This window comes from Hyphomicrobium denitrificans ATCC 51888 (assembly GCF_000143145.1).
Lineage (GTDB): Bacteria > Pseudomonadota > Alphaproteobacteria > Rhizobiales > Hyphomicrobiaceae > Hyphomicrobium_B > Hyphomicrobium_B denitrificans.
This window is the reverse complement of sequence record NC_014313.1, coordinates 2,461,416-2,487,961: the sequence shown is the minus strand read 5'-3', so window position 1 is coordinate 2,487,961 and position 26,546 is coordinate 2,461,416. Positions and strand designations below refer to the sequence as shown.

Sequence of the window (26,546 nt, the reverse complement as noted above, 5' to 3'; positions counted from 1 at the left end):
GCGCGCGATTGCCGGCGTCTTCTGGCTTTAATCTCATGCGCGCTCCGACCGAGCCCTGCATTTCTTCGACATGGATGGTGAAATGAATCCCGCGGATGTCGCTCAAGGCGTCGTTGCTCCGGTCAATGCAGCTGGATTTTCCTTCATTGAACTATTCATGCAGGCCAGCCTCGTCGTCAAAATCGTGATGACGGGATTGGGTCTCGCCTCGATCTGGTCGTGGGCGATCATTTTCGAGAAGCTGCTGGCGTTTCGCCGCGCCCGCGTCGAGAGCGATAAGTTCGAGCAGATGTTCTGGTCCGGCCAGTCGCTCGACGAGCTTTACGCCAATCTCTCGCGCGGACGGACGATCACGATGGCTGCGCTGTTCGTCGCCGCGATGCGCGAATGGAAACGCTCCGTCGAAGGCAACATCCGCGCGCTCGGCGGCATTCAGCTGCGCGTCGAGAAGGTGATGGACGTCACGATCAGCCGCGAGATGGAACGCCTCGACCGCCGGCTGCTCTTTCTCGCGACCGTTGGCTCGACCGCGCCGTTCGTCGGTCTGTTCGGCACCGTCTGGGGCATCATGACGAGCTTCCAGTCGATCGCTGTTTCTAAGAACACGTCGCTGGCGGTCGTTGCGCCGGGTATCGCGGAAGCGCTGTTCGCAACGGCGCTCGGCCTCATGGCCGCTATTCCCGCCGTCGTGTTCTACAACAAATTTTCCGCCGATTCGTCTGCGATTTCTCAACGCCTGTATGCGTTTTCCGATGAGTTCGCCGCGATCGTATCGCGTCAGATCGACGTGAGGACCTGATTCCATGGGCGCCAGCATCAAGGTAGGCGGCGGAGGCGGCGGTCGTGGCCGCCGGCGTCGCGGCCGCAACGCTCCGATGAGCGAAATCAACGTCACGCCGATGGTCGACGTGATGCTCGTGCTTCTGATCATCTTCATGGTCGCCGCGCCGCTTCTGCAGGTCGGCATCCCGGTCGATTTGCCGGAAGCGAAAGGCCAGCAGATCCCGACGCCGAAGCAGGAGCCGCTCGCGGTCACCGTGAAGGTCAACGGCGACGTCTTCATCGGCGATACGCAGATCAGTCTCGATGAACTGGCGGACAAGCTCAAGGCCATTGCGAAGAACGGATACGACGAGACGATTTTCGTGCGCGGCGATAGAGGCGTGCCTTATGGCGTCGTCATGAAGGTGATGGGACGCATCAACGACGGCGGATTCAAGAAGCTGTCGTTCGTTCTCGATCAGGAGAAGGGAGGCACTTAGCGGTGCCCTTCGGACTTGTCCTGTCGTTAGCATTTCATGCCGCGCTCCTCGGATGGGCGCTTTTTTCCATGCGCTCAGTTCCGGCCCTGACGCCGGACACGCCGGCGATTGCTGCCGACATCATCACACCGTCGGAGTTCCTGCGCCTGAAACAGGGGAGCGAGGACGCGAAGAACCTCGAGACGAGGGCCAAGGAAGAACCGAAGCCCGACGACAGCAAGAACGACACGGCCAAGCCGAGCAACGCTGCGCCGCCACCACCGCCGCCGCCGCAGGAGCAGCAGGTCGCCAAGGCTGAGCCGCCGCCCGAGGCGGCCGAGCCTCCTCCGCCCGCCGAGCCCCCGAAGGCAGCCGAGCAGGTGAAGCCTCCGCCGCCACCTGATCCGATCGCGAAAAAGCTGGAAGAGCCGCCGCCTCCTCCTGAGCCCGCGCCCGGCCCGACGCCGGACGAAAAGAAGATCCTCGAGCAGAAGCTCGAGGACGAGCGCAAGGCTGAGGAAGCCAAGAAGAAGGCGGAGGACGAAGCGCGCAAGAAGGCCGAGGACGAGGCAAAGAAGAAGGCTGAAGCAGAAGCCAAAAAGAAAGCCGAGGAGGCCGAGAAGAAAAAGCGCGCTGCCGAGCTGAAGAAAAAGAAGCAGGAAGAAGCCAGGAAAAAAGCCGAAGCGGCGAAGAAGCAGTTCGATCCGAGCCGCATCGCGTCGATCCTCGACAAGTCGCCGGAAGACGCGCCTCCGAAGGCGCTGCTCGACAAGGACCCGAGGAAAAAAGGTCAGCAGGCGGCCGGTTCGAGCGCGACCGCGGAAAAAACCGGCCGCGAAGCCGGAACGGCCACCGGCACCGACACCGTGCTGTCGCTGCGCGAGCAGGACATGCTGAAAGGCATGATAAAGTCGCAGCTCAACGGCTGCTGGCGTCCGCCCGGCACCGGCGGCGGCGAGGAGGTTCCAGTTGTCGAACTGCATTGGGAAATGAATCCCGACGGCAGCCTATCGGGCGAGCCTCGCGTTACCTCCGCGCCACCAACCACGGCGGGACAGGTTTATACGGAAGCGGCGCTCCGAGCGGTGCGAATGTGCGCGCCGTTCAGATTGCCTCCCGACAAATACAACGCATGGAAGATCGTCGACTGGACTTTCGATCCGCGCCAGATGTTGTAAACGCCAAAAAGTTGCTTCATTCGACCACGAAGCGAACACGACCTGTGATGGCCAACGATTGACGGATGAGAGATCGAGCATGAGCCCGAAAAATCCACTGCAGTACGCGCTTGCCTTCATCTGTCTGATCGCTGTCGGGCTCGCGCTCGACAGTGGTTTTGCAACGAGGGCGCAGGCACAACTCAAAGGCACGCAGACGGAAGGCACCATCGCGCCGATCCCGATCGCGATTCCGCTCTTCGTTGGTGATGATCCGCAACTCGCGGCCAACGTCTCGGATGTGCTGCAAGCAGATCTCGAACGGTCCGGCCTGTTCCGGCCCCTCGACCGCGCGTCCTTCCTGGAGCAGATCAGGGACGTCAACGCCGTGCCGCGCTTCGGCGACTGGCGCTCCGTGCAGGCCGATGCCCTGGTTGTTGGGCGCATCGTCAACGCAGGTGACGGCCGTGTGGGCGCTGAGTTCCGGCTTTGGGACGTCGCAAGCGGCAAGCAGCTCGCCGGCCAGCGGTTCTCGACGTCAGCGCAGAACTGGCGGCGCATCGCGCACATGATCGCCGACAGCGTCTATGAGCGTCTCACGGGCGAAAAGGGCTACTTCGATACGCGCGTCGTGTTCGTCGACGAGACGGGCCCGGCGCAGAATCGCGTCAAACGCCTCGCGATCATGGATCAGGACGGCGCCAACGTGCGCCTGCTGACGCAAGGCAAGGAGCTTGTGCTCACGCCGCGGTTCTCGCCGACGAACCAGGAAATCACCTACATGTCCTACACGTCCGACCAGCCGAAGGTTTTCATCATGAACCTCGAGTCGGGACGGCGCGAGCTTGTGGGCGACTTTCCCGGCATGACGTTCGCACCGCGCTTCTCGCCGGACGGGCAGCGCGTCGTGATGAGTCTCGGCACGCCGGACGGACGCTCCAGCATTTATGAAATGGACCTGCGGACACGGCAGCCGCGCCGGCTGACCGAGTCGAGCGGCATCGACACCAGTCCGAGCTATTCTCCTGACGGCCGCCAGATCGTGTTCGAGAGCGACCGCGACGGCACGCAGAAGCTTTATGTCATGAATGCCGACGGCTCTGGCGCGCACCCGATCTCGCTCGGAGGCGGCAGCTACTCGACGCCGGTCTGGTCACCGCGCGGCGACTACATCGCCTTCACTCAGCAGGCCGGCGGCCGATTCTTGATTGGCGTGATGAAGCCCGACGGCTCCGGAGAGCGTGTTCTGACGGAGGGTTTCCATAATGAAGGGCCGACTTGGGCGCCCAATGGCCGCGTCCTGATGTTCTGGCGCGATTCTCAGTCGACGAGCGGCGGACCGAAGATTTACTCGGTCGACATCACCGGCTTCAACGAACGTCAGGTGACGACGCCATCCTTCGCATCAGACCCCGCCTGGTCACCGCTTCTAAATTAACACCTTCTTTAGAAACGGCGGGCTCCGGAACTTCGAGCAGGTTTCGGAGCAGACAAAATAATATGGTTAAAACAACAAGTTAGGTGCGCTTTCGACGTCCGCAAAAGTGTTGACTTTCCCACACGCGCTGTCGTTGCATTTTCGCATCTATAGGATTGGAAAACTTGGTTTTTGTCGCCTCTGTCCTTGATCGTGCGACGCCCTCCCGGTACCCCAGAGTACGGCTTTTGCCGGAATCGTATCAGGAGATATGACCATGCAGGGTGTGAAGGGGCTGATCCTTTTGTCAGTCATAGCTACGGCTGTCGCAGTTAGCGCATGCCGTCGCGAAGCTGAGCACGTTCCTTTGAAGCTCGGCGGTCCCACCGCAAGCAGCCAGGCCGTTCGCTAATAGCGGACTGTTTGGAACTCAAAGGAGACTACACATGAAGAGCGCAATCGTTCTTGCTGCAGTTCTAGTTGCTGTTGCTGTCGGCGCATGCCGGAAAGAAGTTGAGCATCAGCCTCTGAAGCTCGGCGGTCCGGCCGCTTCGGCTCAGGCAGTGCGCTAAGCACCGCCTGTTGTCTTAGTAATGCGTTTTTCATACCGATCTTCAAGACCGAGTTGTTGGCGATTTCCTCGCCACCATCTCGGTCTTGAGCTTTTTGGCGTATCGATTCGTCGGCTGTCGAATTTCGGTTAGGAACCGAGTCGAAAATGTGCTGACGGCATGACCACATTTTGCATGTGGGAAATTCTGCAAAATCGAATTGGTCGCACGTGCGCCGCAAAGCCGCGATGTTACATACCGTTGGGTCGGCTGATGGTCTCGCTGCGCTAACAATTGCGTCGGCATTCGATGCACATGAAATCGCTGTGAATCTGCGGAATCGGCCATATTTTCGGCTGATCATTCCACTAAACGCTGACAGAACAAAGATGGCCTCTTGCGGAGCGGATTAAACGCGATCTGGCTTGCTCGAGAGTTGCGATCGAGACGAAAGGGATAAACGAAATGCTGGCAACGATAGCGCGGAGCATGTGGCTGCGCCTCGCCGCCGTTTCGATTCTCGCAGCGACTGTCGGTGCGTGCGCGAGCAACAAAGAGCTCCAACCGGACGCGTTGAGCGGCAAGTACGGCGCCGCGACTCCCGGATCTCAGCGCGACTTCAGTCAGAACGTCGGCGACATCGTCTACTTCTCGACCGACTCGATCGACCTGACGCCGGAAGCGCAGCAGACGCTCTCGAAGCAGGCGCAGTGGCTGCAACAGTACTCGCAGTACGCGATCACGATCGAAGGTCATGCCGACGAACGTGGCACGCGCGAATACAACATCGCGCTCGGCGCCCGCCGTGCCACGACGGTGCGCAATTTCCTGTCTCAGCACGGGATCAACGGCGCGCGCATCCGCACGATCTCGTACGGCAAGGAACGTCCGGTCGCGGTTTGCAACGACATCTCCTGCTGGTCGCAGAACCGGCGTGCTCAGACAGTGCTGAACAGCGGCGGCGTCGTAAGCCAGCGCTAACTTCTGTACCGAAATTCAGATTGGCGCGGGTGGCTGGATTAAATTAGCCACACGCGCCAATTGCTTTTGACGGGCTCTAAATCGGCAAAGTTTGGCCTAATTGGACGGCCATAACGGGCGGGAAAGCCGAATTACGCGCACCCCGTCAAATGCAGAAATCGCTGTCATCCAGGTTCGTGATTGGCGTCATGTCGGCGGTACTCGCCCTCATGATGGCGTTCACGCTGTCTGCGATTGCGCAGGAAGACGACGACGGTCCGAACGGCGAGACTGCTGCGGAACTTCTCGTCGATGGAATGGACGCGGCTTCGGATCGCGCATACGATTCCGCGCGTCGGCTATTCCAGAAATTGATTTCGGCCTTTCCCGATTCGCCCGAAGCGGCGCGTGCGCGCCGGGCGCTGTCGTCCCTCGGTTCCGACGGAGATACCGAAGAAGGGCGCGCCGCAATCCGCGCTGATGAAGCCGAACGAACGGCCGAGTACCGCCATGCGTTTCTGATCAGCGTCGGCGATCGGGTATTTTTTGCGGAAAGCAGCGCGGAACTCGGCGGCCGGGCGCTGGCCATTATCGAGGGCCAGGCCCGCTGGCTGAAACTCCGTCCGAATCTGACGATCACGGTGATTGGCCGCTCCGACGATGGCGGTGACCGGCGATCCGCGCAAACCTTGTCCAAGCAGCGGGCCGAAGCCGTGCGCGATCGTTTGATCGCGGCGGGACTCGATGCGAGTCGCGTCGACCTGAGACCAACGGGCAACGACGACAAGGTTGCGGTCTGCTCGACGTCGATGTGCCGGGCGCAGAATCGCAACGCCGAAGTTTTCATTAATGATCTTCGCGATCAGGATCCGATAAGATCGAGCATGCAATCGTCCACAACGCGGCCGCCTAGAGGATTGTCGGGCCGCCCCGCCGAGACGGGCCAAGTGGCGCAATAAGCCGTCTTGGCTTCGCCGCGATTGCCGCATGGGCGGGGAAGCTCATGACTCTTCATTTGATTTTGCCCAATATCGGGCGCACGAGACAGGTCGATACGCGATAGCTGTGCTAGACTCGGCGCCGATATCGAAACGAGTAGCTTTGATAGAATCATACGGAGCAGGGCCAGGGCATGGCTAAGCGCAAACTGATTCCAGTTCGGTTCGGAATTCCTGTGGCGGCAGTCGCGTTGCTTGTCGCGGCGACGCCTGCGCTTGCTCAGTCCAAGGATAAAGCGCCGAAGGCGGCTGACAGCGGGCTGCAGACGCGCGTTCAGTCGCTCGAAGAACAACTCGTCGATATGCAGGTCGTCGTCGGCACGCTCGAGACGTTGGCGAAGAGCGGTGGCTCCGCGCCCGCGCCATTTCCGGCTTCGACAGCCGGAGGCGACGGCGATGCGGCGCGCATCGAAAGTCTCGAGACTCAGATCCGCGCGCTGACCGCTCAGGTCCAGCAGCTTTCCGATCAGGTTCGCAGCCTCGGCGGTACGCCGCGCCGGTCCGACATCCCGCCATCCTCGGCCACTGCGTCGGCTGCTGACGGAACCTACCCGCAAGCACACGATGGCGAGCCAAGCCCCGGATTCGGCTCGACGACGGTCGCCGCGGGCGAGGACGCGATCGGCGGTTTGCTCAGCAGCGATAGCGCGCATTCGCCGAACGCTGCTCCGGCCGCTGGAAACCCGGCCGCGGAAGCGCCGCCGGCATCGGTCGCAACGGCGGCGTTGGCTCCGGCCAGTGAGTCGAGCAACGATCCGAAACAGCTCTATGAGCAGGCTTACGGCTATCTCTTGCAGCGCGATTACGGCGCGGCGGAAACGTCGTTCACTGAGTTCTTGAAGAAGTTTCCGAACGACTCGCTTTCCGGCAACGCGCAATACTGGCTCGGCGAAACGCATTTCGTCCGCGGGCAATACAAGGCTGCCGCAAGCGCATTCTTGAAGGGCTATCAAACGTACGCGCAAGGCGCGAAGGCCCCCGACAGCTTGCTGAAACTCGCGATGTCGCTCGATCGTCTTGGTCAGAAAGATGCGGCGTGCTCCTCGTTCGCTGAGTTGGCGACCAAGTTTCCGACGGCTCCCAAGAGCGTCAAGACGCGCGCACAGAGCGAACGTCAGCGCGTCGGGTGCCAGTAACGCGTAGCTGGCGGTGAAGAGCGATGTCGCGCGGCTCACATCTGCCGATCACACCAGACGAAGCGGACGCCGCGTTCGAGCCGCTCGCGAAGTTTGAGCACGTCGTCCTCGCAGTTTCGGGCGGACCGGATAGCATGGCTCTGCTCGTGCTGGCCTCCGAATGGCGTCAACGCCGAAACGGCGCTCCGCCATCGCTCTCCGTCGCAACGGTCGATCACGGACTGCGTCCCGAATCTCCGCGCGAAGCCGAGTTCGTCGCAAGCGAAGCGCAGCGATTAGGACTGCCGCACGTCACATTGCCTTGGACGGGCGAGAAGCCGTCGCGCGGCATTCCCGACGCCGCACGCCGCGCACGTTACCGGCTGCTCGATGATCATGCACGCGCGCTGAGCGCGAGCGATGTCGCCGTCGTCACCGCGCATCATCAAGGCGATCAGGCCGAGACGTTCGCCATGCGCCTCGCACGCGGAGCCGGCGTCAACGGGCTCGCCGGAATGCCGGCCGAACGCGTGTTGCACGAAGGCTCGACCGTCAGCCTCGTGCGGCCGCTGCTGGCGTTCGCCAAATCCCGCCTCATCGCAACGCTCGAAGCACGCGGGCTATCGAGTGTCGATGATCCGAGCAACTCGGATCATCGCTATGAGCGCGCGCGCATGCGAAGTGCGCTCTCCGATCTCGATGCGGCCGGAATTTCGCCTGCGGCGTTGGCAACATCCGCACGGCGTCTCGGTGAGGCGGAGGCCGCGTTGCGTTACGCCGACGAATGCTTCGCCGCGACTCTCGCGCTCTCGTTCGGAAACGAAGTCTTCGCCGCCTTCGACCGCAACGCCTTCCGCGCCGGTCCCGCGTTGCTCCGCCAGCGCCTTCTCGGGAGCCTCATCGCACGTTACGGAGGCGCCAGCGAACGACCCGACCTTGTCGAAATCGAAGACCTCACGGCTCGACTTCAGGCGGAAGACAAAAGTACTGCAACGCTCGGCGGCGTGATGGTCTCCAGCGGCAGCCGTTTCGTCCGCGTCTGGCGCGAGGCGGGGCGGCTCACGCAGTCTGACCTTATTCTATCTCCAGGTGAGAGCCGGACGTGGGATCGCAGGTTCATTGTCCAGCGTGCGGCGGACGCGATCGGGGCGGTAAAAGTACGTCCGCTCGGCGCGGAGAATTACGCGAGGATTGCGGGCCGTCTCGCCGCTAAATATCGGCCGCCGTCGCGGGCGGCACATGCGCTGCCGTCGTTCTGGCAGGGTGACGATTTGGTCGCGGTGCCGTCGCTCGCCCCCTTCGCCGTCGCATCGCAGGCGTCGCTTGAGGAGACGGGCTGCCAACTCAAGGCATTGGCAGCCGCGGCTGCTTGTTAAGGATTTATCGGCAGGCTGTAGGCCGAACTTGTGCGGATGTGTCGAGCCTCTTATGTTAAGCGGGAACCCGGCCCCATGCTCAGCCGGAGCCCAGAACGCTGGCCGCGTCACTGGCCTAAACAGGGAACCAAATGAACCCTAATTATCAGAAGCTTGCGATCTGGGCGGCGCTGCTCGTCCTGCTGCTCGCGTTATACAACCTGGTTAGCAACCCGAGCCAGTCCAGGCATTCAAACGAGATTCAATATTCGGAATTTCTTGACGCTGTCGATAAGGGTACTGTGTCGGAAGCGGTTCTGGCAGGTAATCGTATCACCGGCACGAAGCGCGATGCGTCTGGCAGCGAAGCCGCATTCGCGACGTACGCTCCTGAAGACCCGAATCTCGTGACCCGCCTGCGTGAGAAGGGTGTGAAGTTCAAAGCGCGGCCTGCAGAGGATGAAGTGCAGTCGATCACGAGCATTCTGCTGAGTTGGTTCCCGATGCTGCTTCTGATCGGCGTCTGGATCTTTTTCATGCGACAGATGCAGTCCGGCTCCGGGCGTGCGATGGGCTTCGGCAAATCGCGCGCGAAACTCCTGACCGAGCGCCACGGCCGCGTCACGTTCGATGACGTCGCCGGCGTCGATGAGGCGAAATCCGATCTCGAGGAGATCGTCGAGTTCCTTCGCGATCCGCAGAAGTTCCAGCGCCTCGGCGGACGCATTCCGCGCGGCTGTCTGCTCGTCGGCCCTCCCGGCACCGGTAAGACGCTGATCGCGCGCGCCGTTGCCGGCGAAGCCAACGTGCCGTTCTTCACGATCTCGGGCTCCGACTTCGTCGAAATGTTCGTCGGTGTCGGCGCGAGCCGTGTCCGCGACATGTTCGAGCAGGCGAAGAAGAACGCGCCCTGCATCATCTTCATCGACGAAATCGACGCCGTCGGCCGCCATCGCGGCGCCGGTCTCGGCGGCGGCAACGACGAGCGTGAGCAAACGCTCAATCAGTTGCTCGTCGAGATGGACGGCTTCGAAGCCAACGAAGGCATCATCATCATCGCGGCGACCAACCGCCCCGACGTGCTCGATCCCGCGTTGCTGCGTCCCGGCCGTTTCGACCGCCAGATCATGGTGCCGAATCCGGACGTCAACGGACGCGAAAAGATCCTCCGCGTGCATATGAAGAAAGTGCCGCTGGCACCCGACGTCGATCCGAAGGTCATCGCGCGCGGTACGCCGGGCTTCTCGGGCGCCGATCTCGCGAACCTCGTCAACGAGGCAGCGCTGCTTGCCGCTCGCCGCAACAAGCGGCTCGTGACGCAGGCCGAGTTCGAGGATTCCAAAGACAAGGTCATGATGGGCGCTGAGCGCAAGACCATGGCCATGACGCAGGAAGAAAAGCTTGCGACCGCCTATCACGAAGCGGGCCATGCCATCGTCAACCTCGTCGTGCCGGGCAACGATCCGCTGCACAAGGTGACGATCGTACCGCGCGGCCGTGCGCTGGGCGTGACGATGAGTTTGCCCGAGCGCGATCGCCTCAGCTATTCGAAGCAGTGGTGCGAAGGCAAAATCGCGATGGCCTTCGGTGGCCGCGTCGCCGAGCAGATCATCTACGGTCGCGAGCACTTGAACACCGGCGCGTCGAGCGACATCAGCCAGGCGACCGGGATCGCCAAGCGCATGGTCACGGAATGGGGTATGAGCGACAAGCTCGGTCCGCTGCTGTACTCGGAGAACTCGCAGGAAGTCTTCCTCGGGCATTCGATCACGCAGCAGAAGAACATGAGCGAGGAAACCGCCAAGCTCATCGACGAGGAAACCCGTCGCATCGTCACCACCGGGCAGAGCATCGCCTGGGAAGTGCTGACGAAGCACAAGGCCGAACTCGAAACCATGGCGCAGGCGCTCATGGAATACGAGACGATCACCGGCGAAGAGTGCCAGGCGATCATGCGCGGCGAGAAGATCGCCCGTCGCGATGACGACGATGGCACGAAGGGTTCGGCAGGATCGGCAGTGCCCTCGGCCGGGCGTCAACCGCCCCGTCCGCGCAGCGAGCCATCGGGCGGCATCGACATCGGGCCGGAACCCCAGCCGCAAGGTTGAGCCTCCGCTCAAACGCACGATCCACGATCAAACGGCCGCGACCCGCTCGCGGCCGTTTTGTTTGCCGACCTCCAACAGAGCCATCAGTCCGAGTGAAGACGCCGACGAAGCTCCGCTCTAATTCCCCTCCCCTTGACGGGGAGGGGTCAGGGGTGGGGTGGAGAGCCAGGCGGAATATCAACGGCCTGACCGACCCCATCAGCGACCAACGTCAACTCGTCCAACGGCTCGCGCATCTCCGCCCCCCCTTCGACGGCGCGGCGTGAAAATCCAGGCGCACGTTTGAAACTTTTCTCGTAAGAACACCTGCACAGCGATGGACACGGACGCCGAATGAAACGCTCGATTTACCTCCAGCCGACTGCGATCTTCTGGGACAGGAGCCGACGCCGCGCCATCGACGAGCCCGATATCCCGGAATGGCGCGGATTGCCGCTCGCAGGCGGGCGCTTGTCGTTCGCCGCGCTGGATGTCTTGACGCGCGCGACGCCGGAAACGAAGCGGCGCACGATCGTCCTCGGCGATGCGTTCAGCGGCGACTGGGGCCGCGAGGCTCTGGCGGCAGCCGACATCCTCGAGGAACTATCCACGCAGCGTCCACGCATCGCCGGATTGTCGCTCGACCGGCCCCGCATCATGGGCATCGTCAACGTCACGCCGGACAGCTTCTCCGACGGCGGCGAAAACCTCGACGCCGAGAAGGCAATCGCGCACGGTCTTCAGCTCGTCGCCGAAGGCGCCGACATCCTCGATATCGGCGGCGAGAGCACGCGCCCGCAGTCGGACGCTGTTGCACTCGACGAGGAACTGCGTCGCGTCCTCCCGGTCATCGAAGGCCTGCGCGCCCGCACCGACGCCGTGATCTCAATCGATACGCGCAAGGCCGAGGTGATGCGCCGCGCCGCCGCTGCCGGGGCCGACATTCTGAATGACGTCTCGGCGTTCACGCATGATCCGGACTCGCTCGCCGTCGCGGCTGAAACCGAGCTGCCCGTCGTCATCATGCACGCGCAGGGCGATCCGAAAACGATGAACGACAATCCGCAGTATGACGATGTCGTCCTCGACGTATTCGATTACCTCGAAAGCCGCGTGCAGGCCTGTGTCGCCGCCGGAATCCCGAAATCGAAAATCGTCGTTGATCCCGGCATCGGCTTCGGCAAGCACCTTCATCACAACGTCGCGGTGATGGCGGGGCTGTCGCTCTATCACGGTCTCGGCGTGCCGATCCTTCTCGGTGCGAGCCGCAAGAAAATGATCGGCCAGCTCTGCAACGTCGATGACGCGAAGGATCGCGTGTCGGGATCGCTGGCGACGGCCATCGCGGGTGTCGGATCGGGCGTGCAGATCGTGCGCGTTCACGACGTCAAGGAAACGAAGCAGGCGATCGAGGTCTGGCGCGCCTGTACGGCGGGCACCGAAAAGGGGTTGGATTAACCGAGGGATCAAGCGCGGGAGATTGGCTCTGATGCAAATTGCTTCCGACATCGCATTCACACCGTCCGTCAAGGCCGAACAGTCAAAGCGCGGTTCGCGTCTTCAATACGAGCGGATGGAACGTACGAGGGGCTGGCCGAGCACCGTCACGCCGGACCTCACCGCATTCATCGCCGATGCGCGCTCCTTCTACCTTGCAACGGCGAGCGCCGACGGCCAGCCTTACATCCAGCATCGCGGCGGGCCCGCGGGGTTTCTCAAGATCCTCGACGACAAGAGGCTGGCGTTCGCTGATTATGTTGGAAACCGGCAGTACATCACGATCGGCAATCTCGCCGAGAATCCGAAAGCCTACATATTCATCATGGATTACGTGCATCAGCGGCGCGTAAAGCTCTGGGGTACGGCGAAGGTGATCGAAGGCGATGACGAGCTGCTGTCGAAGCTGAGCGATCCGACATATCGCGCGCGGCCGGAACGCGTGATCGTCTTCACGATCGAAGCCTGGGATCAGAACTGCCCGCAGCATATTCCGCGGATGCTGCCATTTGACGAAGTGGCAGGCGCGATTGGACGGCTGCAAACGCGGATCGCCGATCTCGAAACGGAAAATGCCCGCCTGCGCAACGACTCCAAGGCGCAATGAAGGCTCACCGGACGTCCGATTTTCCCATCCGAAGCACTGCGTAAAGCGCGAGGATCAGGGCGATCAGCGCGCCTGCGAGAGCGGGCGCGCGCCAGTCGCTGCTTGCCAGTCGCGTCAAAAGCAGACCCGTGCAAACGGCAATTCCCGCAAGCGGCAGGATCACCGGTATTTCGAACTGGCCCGGCTTTTCGTCGGCGCGGCGCTTGAGCGTAACGAGCGAAGCATTGACGGCGATGAACACCACAAGAAGCAGCAAGACGGTCGCCGCAGCAAGGTCGGCGATGCCGCCCGCAATCACCAGCAGCAGGGACACCGCAAGCAGCGCCAGCACGGCGATATGCGGCGTGCGTTGCTTCGCGTGGAGCCGCCCGAAATGATTCGGCAGCAATCCTTGTCCGGACATGCCGTAGATCAGGCGCGAGGCCGTGACGTAATTCACGAGCGCAGTGTTCGCGACCGAGAACAGCGCAATGAATGTCATGATGCCTGGCGGAATTCCCGGCGCGCTGCGGCGCATGACTTCAGTCAGCGGGCTCGATGTCGTCGCCAGCTCATGCCACGGGACAACCGACACGGCAGTGACCGCGACCGCTATGTAGAGCAGCGCCGCCGTAAAGGTCGCGATGATCAGACCGCGCGGAATAGTCCGCTCCGGATCTTTGCATTCCTCCGCGACGTTGATCGCATCCTCGAATCCGATGAACGCGAAGAACGTCAACACCGACGCCTGCAGTACGATCACGCCGAAGGCCGTATCCGCGCGTTCCGGCGGCGTCTGGAAGTAGTCGACGCTGCCCCAGTAGGAAATGCCGGATGCAATCACGAGCAGCAAACCGCCGACTTCCATCAGCGTGCAAACCACGTTGACCCACATGCTCTCGCGGATGCCGCGAAAGACGATGCCGCCGAGAATGAGAAGAAATCCGATGGCGATGAATGTCGGTGAAAGCTGTTCGAGGCCCGCGATATCCGCAAGGATGGTGGCGAAAATTTTGGATTGCGTTGCGATCGACGTCAGGCCCGAAGCCACAAGCGCGAGCCCGATGATGAAGCTCACGATTGGAAGGCGAAACGCGCGCCCCGTCACGTACGCGGCGCCTCCCGCCCTCGGATAGCGCGAGCCGAGCGACGCATAGGAAAGCGACGTCAGCAGAGCGGCGCAGAGCGCGACGACAAACGACAACCAGACCGCAGATCCGGCCTCGCCGGCAGCCTTTCCGATCAGTCCGTAAATCCCCGACCCGACCATGCTGCCGAGCGCGTAGAGCGCGAGCTGTGTCGTGCCGATCGAGCGGCGCAGAACAGGCCCGTCCCCTTGCGTCCGGTCACTTACATTGTCGCTCATGCGGTGCTCCGATGCGCGACGACACGCGGATGGGATTGAGGCTCAGCTCGCGGCGGCCTTGCGGTCGGCGAGACGCTGCTCTGCGGCCGCGACGATAGCTTTGCGGATATCGTCCAGGCGGCGAAGCTTGGCGTCGACGGGAACGTGTTGCGCTTCCGCGAAGGCGCGCAGATTTTCAACCGTCTTGATTTCCTGCAGACGCTTGCTCAGTCCATCACGGCCCTGCTTCGCAAGCACCACGATCGCCGAAAACAGATACGGATTGAAGTTTTCGGCGCGGGCATGCCGAGCCGCGAGCTCCGGCGCGGCGTCGCCCTTCCCGGCGGCTTTGCCCGTGCGTGGAACGTCGTCCGGCATATCCCAGACGAGCATGCGGTTGACGGCTTTCGTCAACGCTTCGGCGAGCCGCTCGACCGCCGCATCGTCGAGTGACGTCTCACGCCGGATATGCGCGCTGAAAAAGCTGCGCATCTTATCGCCGGGCCAGAGCTGTGTGCCTTTGCTCATGATCGATGCGCTTTTCGACTGATGGCTTTAGGAAACCGCAACCTTGGTTTTCTTGTTTGCGGAGATCGTGTCAATGATCCGCGAGATTTCCTGGTAAAGTTCTTTCACGTCGCCCGCCGCATCCGAATATTTCGCGTCGATCGAGCGGAGCTGCCCAATATAGTCGAAGGCATTGGCGATGCCGTTTCGCTGCGGCAGGAACGTCTCCAGGACCGGATGCACGAGGCTGATTTCCTCGATCATCATATAATCCTTGTCGTCGTTCCGCACGTAGTTTGCAAGGCAGGCGTAGCGCCGGTCGTCCATCGGAATTTCCGAAAGGTCGTCGAGGTTCCGGGTGTCTTCGATCAGCATCGCCACGCGGTCGACCGCGAGCTGCGAAACATAATCCGGACGGAACGGAACGATGACCTTGTCCGCCGTCTTGAGCGCGGCAAGCGCCGCGAACGACAGTCCCGGCGCGCAGTCGAGGATCACGACATCGTAGTCGCCCTCGAAGCGCCGGATCAGGCTTTCCATGCGTCCGCGTACCCGGTTCGCGACCACGTCCGGAATGTTGCTCTGATTGGCCTGCTTCAGATAAAGCTCGCCCTGGATATCCTCGAGCAGCAGCGATCCCGGCACCAGCGAGATCGGCGCGGGCTTGCCGTTGGTCGCCGAAACGTCTCCGGCGTTCTTGGAAACGTAATCGCGCGCGTTGGCCGGGATACCGTCGAACAGGTCGTAGAAATAGTCGGCAATCGTCTTTCCGGCCTTGCGCGCCTCGTTCCATCCGTGGCCGCCCATCAGGATCAACGACGCGTTGCACTGCGAATCGAGATCGATGAGCAACACGCGCTTGCCGCCGTGAACCGCCAGCGCGTGCGCCAGCATCACGGAGACGGTGGATTTCCCGACCCCGCCCTTGCGGTTCGCCACCGCCAGAAACACTGCCATAAACCTTTTACCCCTCGCTATGCCGGCCCTGACCCTCATCGCCGGCAGACGCAAAACAGACCTAGCCGACCTATGGGCCGATTCCGTGGCCCTATCCAAGAGCACTCGAAGCCGCCATGATGATCGCTATGTCACTACAACGCGGGGGAAAATGGTCGGAAATTTGCGTAAGCTCAACCTTCGAAGTGGCATGATCGTACGATCCGCGCCGAGTGTGGCCCGTAATCAGCGGCGAGAGCCGCTGGGCCAAGCTCGCCTTCCGCGGTAACTTTGGATATTGAGCCTCTGGAATAGACCTTCCAGCAGGGGCACGTCGGGAGAGCACATGTCACGCCGCTATTTTGGGACAGACGGTATTCGCGGCCAGGCCAACCGCCATCCGATGACGTCGGAGATCGCGCTGAAAGTCGGCATGGCGGCTGGGACCATGTTCCGCTCCGGCAACCATCGGCATCGCGTGGTGATCGGCAAGGACACGCGGCTCTCGGGCTATATGCTGGAAGCCGCGCTCATGTCGGGCTTCACGTCAGTCGGCATGGACGTCTTTCTCTTGGGTCCGATGCCGACACCGGCCGTCGCGATGCTGACGCGTTCGCTCCGCGCCGATCTGGGGGTCATGCTCTCGGCGTCCCATAACCCGTCGAGCGACAACGGCATCAAGCTCTTCGACGCCGACGGCTACAAGCTGTCCGACGAGATGGAGCGCCAGATCGAGGATCTGATCGACACCGACTCCAAGACCTTGCTGGCCCCGGCCGAGCAGATCGGCAGGGCGACGCGGGTCGAAAGCGCACAGGAACGCTATATCGAATTCGCCAAGCGCACGATGCCCAAGCACCTGCGTCTCGCCGGCCTTCGCATCGTCATCGATTGCGCCAACGGCGCCGCCTACAAGGTCGCCCCGGAAGCTCTCTGGGAACTCGGCGCGGAAGTGATCAAGATCGGCGTCGAGCCGAACGGGCAGAACATCAATCTCAATTGCGGCTCGACCGCACCCGACCTTCTGGTCGAAAAAGTCAAGGAATTCCGGGCTGATATCGGCATCGGCCTCGACGGCGACGCGGACCGCGTCGTCATCGTCGATGAGAAGGGCCGGATCGTCAACGGCGACCAGCTGATGGCGGTCATCGCCGACAGCTGGCAGCGTTCCGGACAACTGACGGCCGGCGGCATCGTCGCGACGGTGATGAGCAACCTCGGGCTCGAACGCTATCTGAAGTCGATCGGCCTGACGATGGCGCGCACGCCGGTCGGTGATCGCTACGTCACCGAGCACATGCGCAAGCACGGCTTCAACGTCGGAGGCGAACAGTCCGGCCACATCGTGCTGTCGGACTTCACGACGACCGGCGACGGCCTCGTCTCCGCTCTGCAAATCCTCGCTTGCGTCGTCGCGACCGGCAAGACGGTCTCAGAAGTCTGCGATCGATTCCATCCGCTTCCGCAAATCCTGCGCAATGTGCGCTACGCCAGCGGCAAGCCGCTTGACGACAACCGTGTCGTCAAGGCGATCGAAGGCGCCAAGGCGAAGCTCGGCGAAAACGGCCGCCTCGTCATTCGCCCGTCGGGCACCGAGCCCGTCATTCGCGTGATGGCGGAAGGCGATGACGAGCAGGTTGTCTCGAGCATCGTCGGCGACATCGTCGAAGCAGTAGAATCTGCCGCAGCAGCCTGATCGGTTCCTAAGCCGCATATCGAGCAACGTCCGGGTGCGCTCGGCGACGCGCGAGCGAACGCGGTGTTCGTCACCGACTGAGCGCCGATTTCCGGACGCTGCGATATCGTCCGTTTACGCCGCGTTCCGCCGCTGAAGCCGCCGCAGCGTGCCAATTCCCAACGCCGATTAAGTGTCCTTTAATCGTTTCGTCTGCATTGTCCTCACCGGTTCATTATCCGGCTCGGCCGCTTTGTTCGCACCGCGTCGGAGCGAAAAGGAAATGTCAGATGTTCAACGCGCGCAAAGTATCGATTCTCGGCGCGGCCTTCGTTCTCGGTAGTGTTCTGAGTGCGTCGGCTGCAGATCTCGGTGGCTTGAAGGACGAACCCATCGCGGCACCGGCAGCAGCCGGTCCCTCCGGCTGGTACATTCGCGCCGACGGCGGATACGCCTGGTACAACAAGCCCGGCATCGAAATCACCACCCCTTACAGCGCGCATGACACGAACATGGACGGCGCATGGAGCGTCGGCGGCGGCATCGGCCGTTACTTCGGTCGCGGCTTCCGCGGTGACATCACCGTCGATCATCTGTTTGACGCCTCGGCGAAAACGACGCTGTGCGAATGCGGCACCGACGTCGGTCACGCGAAGTTCGACTTCAGCAGCACTGTCGTGCTCGCCAACCTCTACTACGACATCAACCGCGGCGGCCGCTTCATGCCGTACATCGGCGGCGGCATCGGCTTTGCGCACAACGAAGCCTCCAGCGGCACGATCGATCCGGAATGCGGCTGCGAAGGCACCCTCGGAGGCGGATCGAGCAACAGCTTTGCAGCTGCGGGTATGGCCGGCTTTGCCTGGCGCATTCGCGGCGGCGAAATGCGTTACATGGGTGGCGGAATGAAGGACGAGCCGGTGGCTGTCAGCAGCGGCAACGCGCTCTACCTCGATGTCGGCTATCGCTTCCTCTATCTCGGCGACGTCAAGACGGGCGCGGCTGACTGGGATGGCGGCTTCGCAGAAGACGTCAAGGTGAAAGACGTGACGGCGCATCAGATCCGCGTCGGCCTGCGTTACGACCTGAACTAGTTCGCGTTGGCGCGCTGCGCGCGCCGCGAAGAGACGGCCGGGAGCAGGGGCGCGTTCGCGCCTGCTCTCGAACTAAGCGTAAATGCCAACGGTGTGGTTCGTTCCATGGCGTTTTGCTGCGAGCATCCGAGTGTGGATCGCGGCAAGCCGTCTGTCCCTCGTGTGGCTCGGTTAGCGCATGCGTAGCGTTGAACAGAGTCCTGAGCGGCGCATTTCGCGTCCGCTTGCATGGGGAAGAGGCGGCTATGACGTTTTCGAAAGCGCTCGCATTGGCGGGCCTCACGCTGATTGGAGCTGCGACGCCGGGCTGGGCAGCCGATTGGGGCGGCGTCAGAGACATGGGCGGCGGAGTTCCGGTTCCCGTTCCTGCGCCAGCTCCGGTTCCCACTTACGATTACGACTCCGACTGGTACGTCGGCCTCGGGATCGGCGCCAACGTCTCGCAAAGCGCCAAGATCAAAGATAGCGATATCGACTATCTGGGCAATTCAACCCCTGGCTTTCTGGCGCGAGATAGCGGCGACATTGGCGCGTCGCCGATCTTCAGCGGCAGTTTCGGTCGCTACATCACACCCTCGCTGCGCGCAGAAGTCGTTTTCGATTACTCGCCCGACGCCGAGATCAGCGATTCACGCAAACTCGGATATGCTGTTATGAACAGCGCTCCAAAGATTTCTGGAGGCGTCGTCAGCATCGATACGAACGCCTATGCAGTCACACGCACGGACACGGTAAAGCTCGCTCGCACGACGGGGCTGGTCAATCTACTTTACGATATACAAACTGGTACGCGCTTCACGCCGTACATCGGCGGCGGCGTCGGCTTCACGTGGCGCAGTTTGCGGCGAAATTACACAGAAAATGCGACGTGCATCGGAGCAACGAATTCGGTCGATGGGCTGTACACGCCTTTAGGAACGTGCTCCGGAAACACGTACCTGCCTGCAGACGGCACGATCTCAGGCTCGAGCTCCAAACAGCAGCTCGACTTCGCAGCCGCCGTTCAAGCAGGCTTGGCCTACAACATCACGGACTCGATCATCTGGGATAATGGCTGGCAGATGCTCTGGGAAAGCAACGCCATCGCATCGTCAGCGCCTTCTGCATCGGGCGAAAATCGCATCGTGTTCAAGGACTCGACCGTGCAGCAATTCCGCTCCGGCATCCGCATCAGGTTCGACTGAAAGCTGCGTACCTTTGTTGTCGTTGCCTAAAGGCGGTCGAAATGGCCGCCTTTTTCGTTTCCGCAGTCAGGCAAGCCGCGTCGCTACAGCCAATTTTTCGCTTGAGCGATCTCGTGCTAAGAGGCCCGGCCCGTCGCGGTGACGGGACCAATGACGGGAATGAAATGTCCGCACCAGAAAAGCCAAAAAACAAGCCGAACCGGCCGTTCTTTTCCTCCGGCCCTTGCGCCAAGCGTCCGGGCTGGACCGCGAACGCGCTGAATAGTGCTCTCACCGGACGCTCGCATCGTTCGCCCGAGGGACGCGAACGGCTAAAGCGCGCGATCACGCTGACGCATGAAGTTCTGCGCGTTCCCGAAGGCTACAAGGTCGCGATCCTTCCCGGTTCCGACACCGGCGCGGTCGAGCTTGCGATGTGGAATCTCCTCGGCGCGCGCGGCGTCGACGTCCTCGCCTGGGACGTGTTCGGACGCGTCTGGCTGCGCGACGTGGCCGAAGAGCTGAAACTTCCCGGCGCGCGCACGATGGACGCCGAGCCCGGCCACCTGCCGGACTTATCGAAAGTCGATTTCGCGCGCGATGTGGTCTTTACCTGGAATGGCACGACGACTGGCGTTCGCATCCCCGACGCGAATTGGATTCCCGATGATCGCCAGGGACTGACGATCTGCGACGCGACGTCGGCGCTGATGGGACAGACGATCGATCTCAACAAGATCGACGTGCTGACCTATTCCTGGCAGAAGGCGTTCGGCGCCGAAGCCGCGCACGGCATGGCGATCATGTCGCCGCGCGCGCTCGAACGGCTTGCGTCCTACACGCCCGCCTGGCCGATCCCGCGCCTGTTCCGCATCAAGAACCGCGGCGAGATCGTTCATGACGTCTTTGAAGGCGTGACGATCAACACGCCGTCGATGCTCTGCGTCGAGGATTATCTCGATGGGCTCAACTGGGTGAAGGAAATCGGCGGCATCGACGCCAGCATTGCGCGCGCGCACGCCAACGCCGAGGTGCTCTATGCCTGGATCGAGCGAACGCCCTGGGCGGAAGCGCTGCCTGTCGATCCGAAGACACGTTCGGAAACCTCCGTTGCGATCCGTTTCGTCGAGCCTGATCTCCTCGCGCTTGGCGAGGCGAAAGCGCTCGCCGTGCAGAACGACATGGTGCGCATCCTCGCCAGCGAGAAGGCGGCGTTCGACCTTGGCGCCTATCGTGGCATGCCCATCGGCCTGCGCATCTGGTGCGGTCCGACGATCGAGAAAGCCGACCTGCTCGACCTTCTGCCCTGGCTCGAATGGTCATACGCCGAGGCGCGCCGCCAAAACGGGCTTTGAAGCCATAATTTGAGCCCGCCGAAAGGTTAACGCGGCCATGAGTCAAAGCTTTTGCTGTGGCCGCGTATCGGCGATAATAACGGCCGAGCGTCCCCGGCTGCGGGAAGGGCGGCGCATGTCGATCCGTAACAATAACGAAGGTTCCAGCGCGATGCGTTTTGCCCTTGCGGCAGTTCTTGTGGCTGCACAGTCAGTGAGTGCGTTTGCCGCCGACGTTCCCGCGACGTCTACGGTCGACGCGGTGACCGTGTTTCTGTCGGGTGCGGAAGTCACGCGCCTCGCCAAGGTGAAGCTCGACAAGGGTGAGAACACGATCATTCTGGGCGACGTTCCGGCGAGCGCCGTTCCGGGATCGATCCGCGTCGAAGGCAAGGCGACGGGCAAGATCGAGATCGGTTCCGTCGATACCGCGCGCAAGCTTCTGCAGCGTGAGGAAAGCCAGGCCGCCGACGTTAAACGCAAAGAACTCGAAGATCGCGTTGAGCAGCTCAAGGATGAACGGTCGACGATAGACGCCCAGGCCCAGGCCGCGGCGATCCAGAAGAAGCTGATCGCAAATCTGGCGGAGCTTCCGAAACGTCGGCCGTCCTCAGACACAGCGCCCGGCGCTGGCGAGGACTGGCAGAAGATCCTCTCGCTCATTCCGCAGGCTGCAGGCGAATCCGGCAAGCTCGCCCTCGATGCGCAGCAGAAGATCCGCGCCATCGATCGCAGCATCAAGGACCTGAAGAACCAACTCGCGTCTCTTGCGCCCGCCAAGACGCAGCAAACCGAAATCCGTGTTTTCGTTTTCGCGCAGACGCCGGTCGATGCCGATCTGACGATCCGTTATCAGGTGCCGAATGCGAACTGGGCACCGATTTACGACGCCCGCCTCCAGACGGGCACGAAGACCGAGCCGCCGAAGCTGACACTCTCCCGCCGCGCCGCGATTTCGCAAAAGTCTGGCGAGGATTGGACAGGCGTATCGCTGCAGCTTTCAACCTCGCGTCCCTCCGACGGCGCTTCCGCACCGGCGCTCGATACGCAATTCGTCGATTACGAGCAGCCGCCAAGGCCCGTTGCCGCGGCTCCGGCCTCGGCAAACTTCGAGCTCGCGAAACGCGACCGGCTTGCCGATGGACGCGCGCTCGCAGGTGCAGCCGCACCGCCGCCAGTGGAGCAGCAAGCGGACGAAGTCGCGGCCCCGGAGCCCGTCGTCGAAACGGTGGCGAAGCTCGAGAGTGCGCCGTTTGAAGCGACGTTCGAAGTGCCTGGCCGCACGACGGTCGCAGGCAATGGCGACGCCAAGCGCGTGCTGCTGATGGCGGACGACATCGAGCCGGCGCTCGGCAGCAGGGCTGTGCCGAAACTTGATTCCAACGCGTATCTCTACGCGACCCTCAAGATCGCCAAGGGCACGCCGCTGCTGCCCGGTCGCGTCTATCTCTTCCGCGACGGGACGTTTGTCGGAACCGGGGATGTGCCGCTGCTGCCGCCGGGCGAAGAATACAAGCTTGGCTTCGGCATCGACGATCAGGTCAAGGTGAAGCACGCGGTGCTTGAAGAAAAGCGCGGCGAAAGCGGGATCATTTCAACCTCGCATGTCGACAGCCGCAGCTTCCGCGTCAACGTCAAGAACCTGCACGAGCGTCCGATCAACGTGACGATCCTCGACCGCGTTCCCGTTTCGCAGAACGACGAGATCAAGGTCGAATACACGGGTCGCGCGACGCCGACGATGCAGAATGTCGATGATCGTCGCGGCGTCGTGGCCTTCGAGGCCAAGCTCGATCCCGATGAAGAGAAGATTCTGGAATACGGCTATCGCATCTCGTGGCCGGCGTCGAAGTCGATTGTCTACGGTCCATAAGCGAGCCTGCGGGTAGTTGAGTTTCCGAAACGAAATCTGAAAAACGCGCGGTGTCACCGCATGGCCTCGGCTTCTGCCGGGGCCAAGTCATGAGAAGGTGTGAGAATGACGAACGTTGTCGTGGTCGGTGCCCAGTGGGGCGACGAGGGCAAAGGCAAGATCGTGGATTGGCTGTCGGAGCGCGCCGATGTCGTCGTGCGCTTCCAGGGAGGTCATAACGCGGGGCACACGCTCGTCATCGACGGCACGACCTTCAAGCTGTCCCTGCTCCCGTCCGGCGTCGTCAGATCCGACAAGCTCTCCGTTATCGGCAACGGCGTCGTCGTCGATCCGTGGGCGCTCGTCGCGGAAATCGACAAGCTGAAGAAGCAGGGTTTGTCGATCACGCGTGACAATCTCCGCGTTGCCGAGAACGCAACGCTGATTTTGCCTCTGCACCGCGAACTCGATCAGCTTCGTGAGGAAGCCGCAGGCACCGAAAAAATCGGCACCACCGGACGTGGCATCGGCCCTGCGTATGAAGACAAGGTCGGCCGCCGAGCGATCCGCGTGCAGGATCTGGCGTCGCCCGAAACGCTCGGACCGAAAATCGATCGCGTCCTGGCGCATCACAACGCTTTGCGTCGCGGCCTCGGCCAGCCCGAAGTCGCAAAAGATAAACTCATCGCGGATTTGAACGGCATCGCACCGCAAGTGCTCCCGTACATGGATGTCTCGTGGGAACTGCTCGATATCGCGCGACGCCAGGGCAAGCGCATTCTGTTTGAAGGCGCACAAGGCGCACTGCTCGACATCGATCACGGCACGTACCCTTACGTCACGTCGTCGAACACCGTTGCGGCTCAGGCAGCGACGGGTTCGGGCATCGGTCCGCGTTACGCTGGATATGTGCTGGGAATTGCGAAGGCCTACACAACCCGCGTTGGCTCGGGTCCGTTTCCGACGGAGCTGACGGACGCAGTCGGCGAAAAGATCGGCGAGCGCGGGCACGAATTCGGCACGGTTACCGGACGCAAGCGCCGCTGCGGCTGGTTCGATAGCGTACTTGTGCGGCAGGTCGCGAAGGTGTCGGGGATCGACGGAATAGCTCTGACGAAGCTCGACGTTCTCGACGGCTTCGATACGATCCGCATCTGCGTCGGCTACACGCTCGACGGCGAACGGCTCAATCGGCTGCCGGCGAGCGCCAGCGCGCAGGCAAGAATTATTCCTGTCTATGAAGATTTCGAGGGCTGGTCCGAGTCGACACAAGGCGCACGCCGTTGGGCCGATCTCCCGGCCCAAGCTGTCAAATATGTTCGCCGCGTCGAGGAACTTATCGAATGCCCGGTAACTCTTTTATCGACGAGTCCTGAGCGTGCCGACACCATCCTGATGAAAGACCCATTCGAATGAGCGAATATCGTAGTAGTCGGATTGACCAAATGTCATGTTGAATATGGGGCGGCTTAGCTGGCAAGGTGGGCGTGTAAAAGTTTGAGATGGTAGGTGCGTGATGAGAGGGAACATCGCACGTGAACCCGTCGACGCAATACGAACGATTGACGACACTGCGACGCAATCAATCCTTCGATTCCGATGCCAGCCATGCCTCGTTGACCCTACAGTTCCAATCCGAGCCCATTGTCAGGATTAGGACGAAGGGGCGGCGCACCTTTTATCTGCGTCGAGATCTCCTGAAGGAAGACGAGCATCTCATCGTCTACCAGGTTTTCGTCGACGAGCGGTCGGCCAGGGAAGGCGAAAACGACGTTGCCTTCTGCCGGATGACGAAACCGGAAAACGGCATTGTCACCATCGTGAAAGCCGAGGTCAAAGAGCCGTTTCGCAAGAAAGGCATTGCCACCGCCGTTTATGATTGTATCGCGCGCGATCTGGAGCGAGCCGGCGCGCTTTTATGGCCGACTGCTCCCGCAAAAATGGCTGATGCGGAATTCAAGATGTGGTGGCGATGCTCGCCCGCCTTGGTTTTCTATTATCCGCACCGCGAACGGCTTGGCTTCGAGCCGCGGCGCGAATTCGAGGAATTGCTCAGCAACGGCCACGCGACGAAAGTTTCGCTTCCCAAGAACTCGACCGTTCCCGGTGCCTCGGGATTTCGAAACAGATTTTTGCGCGTGCGACGCTGGCTGTTCCGCGCCAGCGATTAAACGGCTGAGACGCGTCCCGATACCGGTCAGCGCTTCGCCAACGCGGAAATCAGCGCGCGCAGGTTTGGCTCTCGCACTTTCCGGCTCGCGGTCTCCGCGTCGAACCAGACGCGATTGCGCTCCGCCTTTTCCTTCCACTGCTTCTTTTCTTTTTTGACCCAGAGCAGGTAGACGTCGACCTCGATCAACCGAACGTTTTCCTTTTCGATTTTCCGGTATCGATAGTTGCCGACGGGCTTCTTCGCGATCTTGCCGACGACGCCGGCCTCTTGTTTGGCCTCGCGCGCTGCAGCGGCGCTGTCGACCATGCGTTTTGACGGCCATCCCTTGGGGATGACCCATCTTCCTGTGTCCCTGGATGAGACGAGAAGCACTTCAATCATGTTGCTCGGCGCTTTGCGCAGCGGCAAGGCGCCGACCTGTTTTAATAAAGGCATAATCCGATGATGGTTTGAATTGGCAGCAAAAGAAAGCCTGAGCCGCAGACTTCGTGTGTACGGCGCGCCAGACTCCGAATCTTACGAATTTGACAGCGGCCGATGAGCAACTGCCGCTTGGAAGGTGCACGCCGTATCGGGTAAACCCAAACAGTTCGCTGTAATCCGGGGACTTTGACATGCAGGCCGCACGTATTCTGACGCTCGCCGCAGTTGCAACGGCGACAGTGGCGCTCGCGGCCGATATCGCGGAAGCCGCCGAGCAAGCCTGCGCCGCGGGCACGCTCGGTATTTCGCGAACGATCGAGGTCGATACGACAGGCGGCCCGTGGTTTGGCGCCCCGAAAGGCGACCCAAAATTCCTGCAACCGAAAGAAGTCGTCCTGACGTTCGATGATGGGCCCTCACCCGCGAACACGCGCAAGATTTTGGCCGCGCTCGCCAAGGAATGCACGACGGCGACATTCTTCGTCGTAGGCGAGATGGTCGCCGTGCACCCGGAGGTCATCAAAGAGATCGCCGACCAGGGGCACACGATTGGAACTCATACCTGGTCGCATCCCAATCTTGCGCGGCGGGATATTGATGATGTCAAGCACGAGGTCGAAGCGACATTCAACGCTGCTCAGAAAGCGAGCCCGACGCCGATCGCTCCATTCTTCCGGTATCCCTACTTGAGCAGCAGCGACGTTACCGAAGACTATATGAAAAGCCGCAACATCGGGCAGTTCGCGGTCGATATAGATTCGCAGGATTGGCGTGTGCGCAGCGCGAAACCGGTTGTCGCGCGCGTCATGGCCGGACTGAAAGCGCGCGGCCGTGGCATCATTCTGATGCACGATATTCACCGGTCGACGGCGGATGCCGTTCCACAACTCCTCGCGCAATTGAAAGCTGGCGGCTATCAGGTCGTTCAACTCAAGCCCAAAGAAAAGGTCGATCTGATTGCCGACGTGACGCCGCCCGAAAAGCCCGCCCACACGCAGCGCGCACGCAAGCGCGGGAAAGCGGCTGCTGGGAAAACTCAACGCAAAATGGCTTTGCGCACGCGCAAGCCAGCCGCGTAGC

General features: G+C 61.7%; 24 protein-coding genes. 20 read left to right on the top strand and 4 right to left on the bottom strand.

Annotation, left to right across the window (positions count from 1 at the left end; genetic code table 11):
* The first annotated feature begins 82 nt into the window (after positions 1–82).
* From tolQ to HDEN_RS11920, 12 genes are all read left to right on the top strand, one after another.
* A complete protein-coding gene (tolQ, locus tag HDEN_RS11970; protein ID WP_013216382.1) occupies positions 83–799 on the top strand; it encodes a protein TolQ in 717 nt (238 codons plus the stop codon).
* 4 nt (positions 800–803) lie between these two features.
* The gene (locus HDEN_RS11965) at positions 804–1,262 is read left to right on the top strand and encodes an ExbD/TolR family protein (RefSeq protein ID WP_013216381.1); all 459 of its coding nucleotides are present in this window, start codon (positions 804–806) and stop codon (positions 1,260–1,262) included.
* Positions 1,263–1,264: 2 nt separating this feature from the next.
* The gene (gene tolA / locus HDEN_RS11960) at positions 1,265–2,419 is read left to right on the top strand and encodes a cell envelope integrity protein TolA (protein WP_013216380.1); all 1,155 of its coding nucleotides are present in this window, start codon (positions 1,265–1,267) and stop codon (positions 2,417–2,419) included.
* Between the two features lie 79 nt (positions 2,420–2,498).
* Positions 2,499–3,836 (top strand): Tol-Pal system beta propeller repeat protein TolB, encoded by a 1,338-nt coding sequence (gene tolB / locus HDEN_RS11955; RefSeq protein ID WP_013216379.1) that lies wholly within the window; start codon positions 2,499–2,501, stop codon positions 3,834–3,836.
* A gap of 425 nt (positions 3,837–4,261) precedes the next feature.
* Positions 4,262–4,387: a hypothetical protein gene (locus HDEN_RS18580; protein WP_013216377.1), complete on the top strand. Its 126-nt coding sequence runs from the start codon at positions 4,262–4,264 to the stop codon at positions 4,385–4,387.
* 444 nt (positions 4,388–4,831) lie between these two features.
* A complete protein-coding gene (gene pal / locus HDEN_RS11950; protein WP_013216376.1) occupies positions 4,832–5,347 on the top strand; it encodes a peptidoglycan-associated lipoprotein Pal in 516 nt (171 codons plus the stop codon).
* 188 nt (positions 5,348–5,535) lie between these two features.
* Complete coding sequence (locus HDEN_RS11945) at positions 5,536–6,285, top strand: OmpA family protein (protein ID WP_245256629.1); 750 nt, start codon at positions 5,536–5,538, stop codon at positions 6,283–6,285.
* Positions 6,286–6,458: 173 nt separating this feature from the next.
* Positions 6,459–7,460, top strand: a complete 1,002-nt coding sequence (gene ybgF / locus HDEN_RS11940; protein WP_013216374.1) for a tol-pal system protein YbgF — start codon at positions 6,459–6,461, stop codon at positions 7,458–7,460.
* A gap of 23 nt (positions 7,461–7,483) precedes the next feature.
* Entirely contained in the window at positions 7,484–8,815 is a 1,332-nt protein-coding gene (tilS, locus tag HDEN_RS11935) for a tRNA lysidine(34) synthetase TilS (RefSeq protein WP_013216373.1), read from the top strand.
* 131 nt (positions 8,816–8,946) lie between these two features.
* Positions 8,947–10,902 (top strand): ATP-dependent zinc metalloprotease FtsH, encoded by a 1,956-nt coding sequence (gene ftsH / locus HDEN_RS11930; RefSeq protein WP_013216372.1) that lies wholly within the window; start codon positions 8,947–8,949, stop codon positions 10,900–10,902.
* A 333-nt stretch (positions 10,903–11,235) separates the two neighbouring features.
* Positions 11,236–12,339, top strand: a complete 1,104-nt coding sequence (folP, locus tag HDEN_RS11925; RefSeq protein ID WP_013216371.1) for a dihydropteroate synthase — start codon at positions 11,236–11,238, stop codon at positions 12,337–12,339.
* 31 nt (positions 12,340–12,370) lie between these two features.
* A complete protein-coding gene (locus HDEN_RS11920; protein WP_013216370.1) occupies positions 12,371–12,985 on the top strand; it encodes a pyridoxamine 5'-phosphate oxidase family protein in 615 nt (204 codons plus the stop codon).
* A gap of 4 nt (positions 12,986–12,989) precedes the next feature.
* Here the strand turns inward: HDEN_RS11920 and HDEN_RS11915 are convergent, their stop codons facing one another.
* Genes HDEN_RS11915 through HDEN_RS11905 form a run of 3 tightly spaced genes read right to left on the bottom strand, consistent with a single transcriptional unit; the run spans position 12,990 to position 15,773 of the window.
* Positions 12,990–14,330 (bottom strand): APC family permease, encoded by a 1,341-nt coding sequence (locus HDEN_RS11915; RefSeq protein WP_013216369.1) that lies wholly within the window; start codon positions 14,328–14,330, stop codon positions 12,990–12,992.
* 42 nt (positions 14,331–14,372) lie between these two features.
* A complete protein-coding gene (locus HDEN_RS11910) occupies positions 14,373–14,837 on the bottom strand; it encodes a hypothetical protein (RefSeq protein ID WP_013216368.1) in 465 nt (154 codons plus the stop codon).
* A 27-nt stretch (positions 14,838–14,864) separates the two neighbouring features.
* A complete protein-coding gene (locus tag HDEN_RS11905) occupies positions 14,865–15,773 on the bottom strand; it encodes a ParA family protein (protein ID WP_013216367.1) in 909 nt (302 codons plus the stop codon).
* 325 nt (positions 15,774–16,098) lie between these two features.
* Between HDEN_RS11905 and glmM the strand changes: the two genes are divergently transcribed.
* The 7 genes from glmM (at position 16,099) to HDEN_RS11870 (ending at position 25,041) form a co-directional block, all read left to right on the top strand.
* Positions 16,099–17,448, top strand: a complete 1,350-nt coding sequence (gene glmM, locus HDEN_RS11900; RefSeq protein ID WP_013216366.1) for a phosphoglucosamine mutase — start codon at positions 16,099–16,101, stop codon at positions 17,446–17,448.
* Between the two features lie 269 nt (positions 17,449–17,717).
* Positions 17,718–18,521: an outer membrane protein gene (locus HDEN_RS11895; RefSeq protein ID WP_013216365.1), complete on the top strand. Its 804-nt coding sequence runs from the start codon at positions 17,718–17,720 to the stop codon at positions 18,519–18,521.
* A gap of 245 nt (positions 18,522–18,766) precedes the next feature.
* Positions 18,767–19,705, top strand: a complete 939-nt coding sequence (locus HDEN_RS11890) for a hypothetical protein (RefSeq protein WP_013216364.1) — start codon at positions 18,767–18,769, stop codon at positions 19,703–19,705.
* A gap of 164 nt (positions 19,706–19,869) precedes the next feature.
* Positions 19,870–21,039, top strand: a complete 1,170-nt coding sequence (locus tag HDEN_RS11885) for a phosphoserine transaminase (RefSeq protein ID WP_041921653.1) — start codon at positions 19,870–19,872, stop codon at positions 21,037–21,039.
* Positions 21,040–21,154: 115 nt separating this feature from the next.
* Positions 21,155–22,891, top strand: a complete 1,737-nt coding sequence (locus HDEN_RS11880) for a mucoidy inhibitor MuiA family protein (protein WP_013216362.1) — start codon at positions 21,155–21,157, stop codon at positions 22,889–22,891.
* A gap of 105 nt (positions 22,892–22,996) precedes the next feature.
* Complete coding sequence (locus HDEN_RS11875) at positions 22,997–24,286, top strand: adenylosuccinate synthase (RefSeq protein WP_013216361.1); 1,290 nt, start codon at positions 22,997–22,999, stop codon at positions 24,284–24,286.
* 119 nt (positions 24,287–24,405) lie between these two features.
* Positions 24,406–25,041 carry a GNAT family N-acetyltransferase gene (locus HDEN_RS11870; RefSeq protein ID WP_013216360.1) on the top strand — a complete coding sequence of 212 codons (636 nt, stop codon included), beginning with the start codon at positions 24,406–24,408 and terminating at the stop codon, positions 25,039–25,041.
* A 26-nt stretch (positions 25,042–25,067) separates the two neighbouring features.
* On the opposite strand, the gene HDEN_RS11865 is transcribed toward HDEN_RS11870, so the two are convergent.
* On the bottom strand, positions 25,068–25,478 hold the full coding sequence (locus tag HDEN_RS11865) for an NUDIX hydrolase (protein WP_013216359.1): 411 nt from the start codon (positions 25,476–25,478) through the stop codon (positions 25,068–25,070).
* Between the two features lie 179 nt (positions 25,479–25,657).
* Between HDEN_RS11865 and HDEN_RS11860 the strand changes: the two genes are divergently transcribed.
* Positions 25,658–26,545, top strand: coding sequence for a polysaccharide deacetylase family protein (locus HDEN_RS11860; RefSeq protein WP_013216358.1), 888 nt, complete (start codon positions 25,658–25,660; stop codon positions 26,543–26,545).
* Position 26,546 lies beyond the last annotated feature (1 nt).

Bases quoted from the DNA above. Each gene is read 5' to 3' on its own strand.
- tolQ (WP_013216382.1), top strand. From the start codon at position 83: ATGAATCCCGCGGATGTCGCTCAAGGCGTCGTTGCTCCGGTCAATGCA.
- HDEN_RS11965 (WP_013216381.1), top strand. From the start codon at position 804: ATGGGCGCCAGCATCAAGGTAGGCGGCGGAGGCGGCGGTCGTGGCCGC.
- tolB (WP_013216379.1), top strand. From the start codon at position 2,499: ATGAGCCCGAAAAATCCACTGCAGTACGCGCTTGCCTTCATCTGTCTG.
- HDEN_RS18580 (WP_013216377.1), top strand. From the start codon at position 4,262: ATGAAGAGCGCAATCGTTCTTGCTGCAGTTCTAGTTGCTGTTGCTGTC.
- pal (WP_013216376.1), top strand. From the start codon at position 4,832: ATGCTGGCAACGATAGCGCGGAGCATGTGGCTGCGCCTCGCCGCCGTT.
- HDEN_RS11945 (WP_245256629.1), top strand. From the start codon at position 5,536: ATGTCGGCGGTACTCGCCCTCATGATGGCGTTCACGCTGTCTGCGATT.
- ybgF (WP_013216374.1), top strand. From the start codon at position 6,459: ATGGCTAAGCGCAAACTGATTCCAGTTCGGTTCGGAATTCCTGTGGCG.
- tilS (WP_013216373.1), top strand. From the start codon at position 7,484: ATGTCGCGCGGCTCACATCTGCCGATCACACCAGACGAAGCGGACGCC.
- ftsH (WP_013216372.1), top strand. From the start codon at position 8,947: ATGAACCCTAATTATCAGAAGCTTGCGATCTGGGCGGCGCTGCTCGTC.
- folP (WP_013216371.1), top strand. From the start codon at position 11,236: ATGAAACGCTCGATTTACCTCCAGCCGACTGCGATCTTCTGGGACAGG.
- HDEN_RS11920 (WP_013216370.1), top strand. From the start codon at position 12,371: ATGCAAATTGCTTCCGACATCGCATTCACACCGTCCGTCAAGGCCGAA.
- HDEN_RS11915 (WP_013216369.1), bottom strand. From the start codon at position 14,330: ATGAGCGACAATGTAAGTGACCGGACGCAAGGGGACGGGCCTGTTCTG.
- HDEN_RS11910 (WP_013216368.1), bottom strand. From the start codon at position 14,837: ATGAGCAAAGGCACACAGCTCTGGCCCGGCGATAAGATGCGCAGCTTT.
- HDEN_RS11905 (WP_013216367.1), bottom strand. From the start codon at position 15,773: ATGGCAGTGTTTCTGGCGGTGGCGAACCGCAAGGGCGGGGTCGGGAAA.
- glmM (WP_013216366.1), top strand. From the start codon at position 16,099: ATGTCACGCCGCTATTTTGGGACAGACGGTATTCGCGGCCAGGCCAAC.
- HDEN_RS11895 (WP_013216365.1), top strand. From the start codon at position 17,718: ATGTTCAACGCGCGCAAAGTATCGATTCTCGGCGCGGCCTTCGTTCTC.
- HDEN_RS11890 (WP_013216364.1), top strand. From the start codon at position 18,767: ATGACGTTTTCGAAAGCGCTCGCATTGGCGGGCCTCACGCTGATTGGA.
- HDEN_RS11885 (WP_041921653.1), top strand. From the start codon at position 19,870: ATGTCCGCACCAGAAAAGCCAAAAAACAAGCCGAACCGGCCGTTCTTT.
- HDEN_RS11880 (WP_013216362.1), top strand. From the start codon at position 21,155: ATGTCGATCCGTAACAATAACGAAGGTTCCAGCGCGATGCGTTTTGCC.
- HDEN_RS11875 (WP_013216361.1), top strand. From the start codon at position 22,997: ATGACGAACGTTGTCGTGGTCGGTGCCCAGTGGGGCGACGAGGGCAAA.
- HDEN_RS11865 (WP_013216359.1), bottom strand. From the start codon at position 25,478: ATGCCTTTATTAAAACAGGTCGGCGCCTTGCCGCTGCGCAAAGCGCCG.
- HDEN_RS11860 (WP_013216358.1), top strand. From the start codon at position 25,658: ATGCAGGCCGCACGTATTCTGACGCTCGCCGCAGTTGCAACGGCGACA.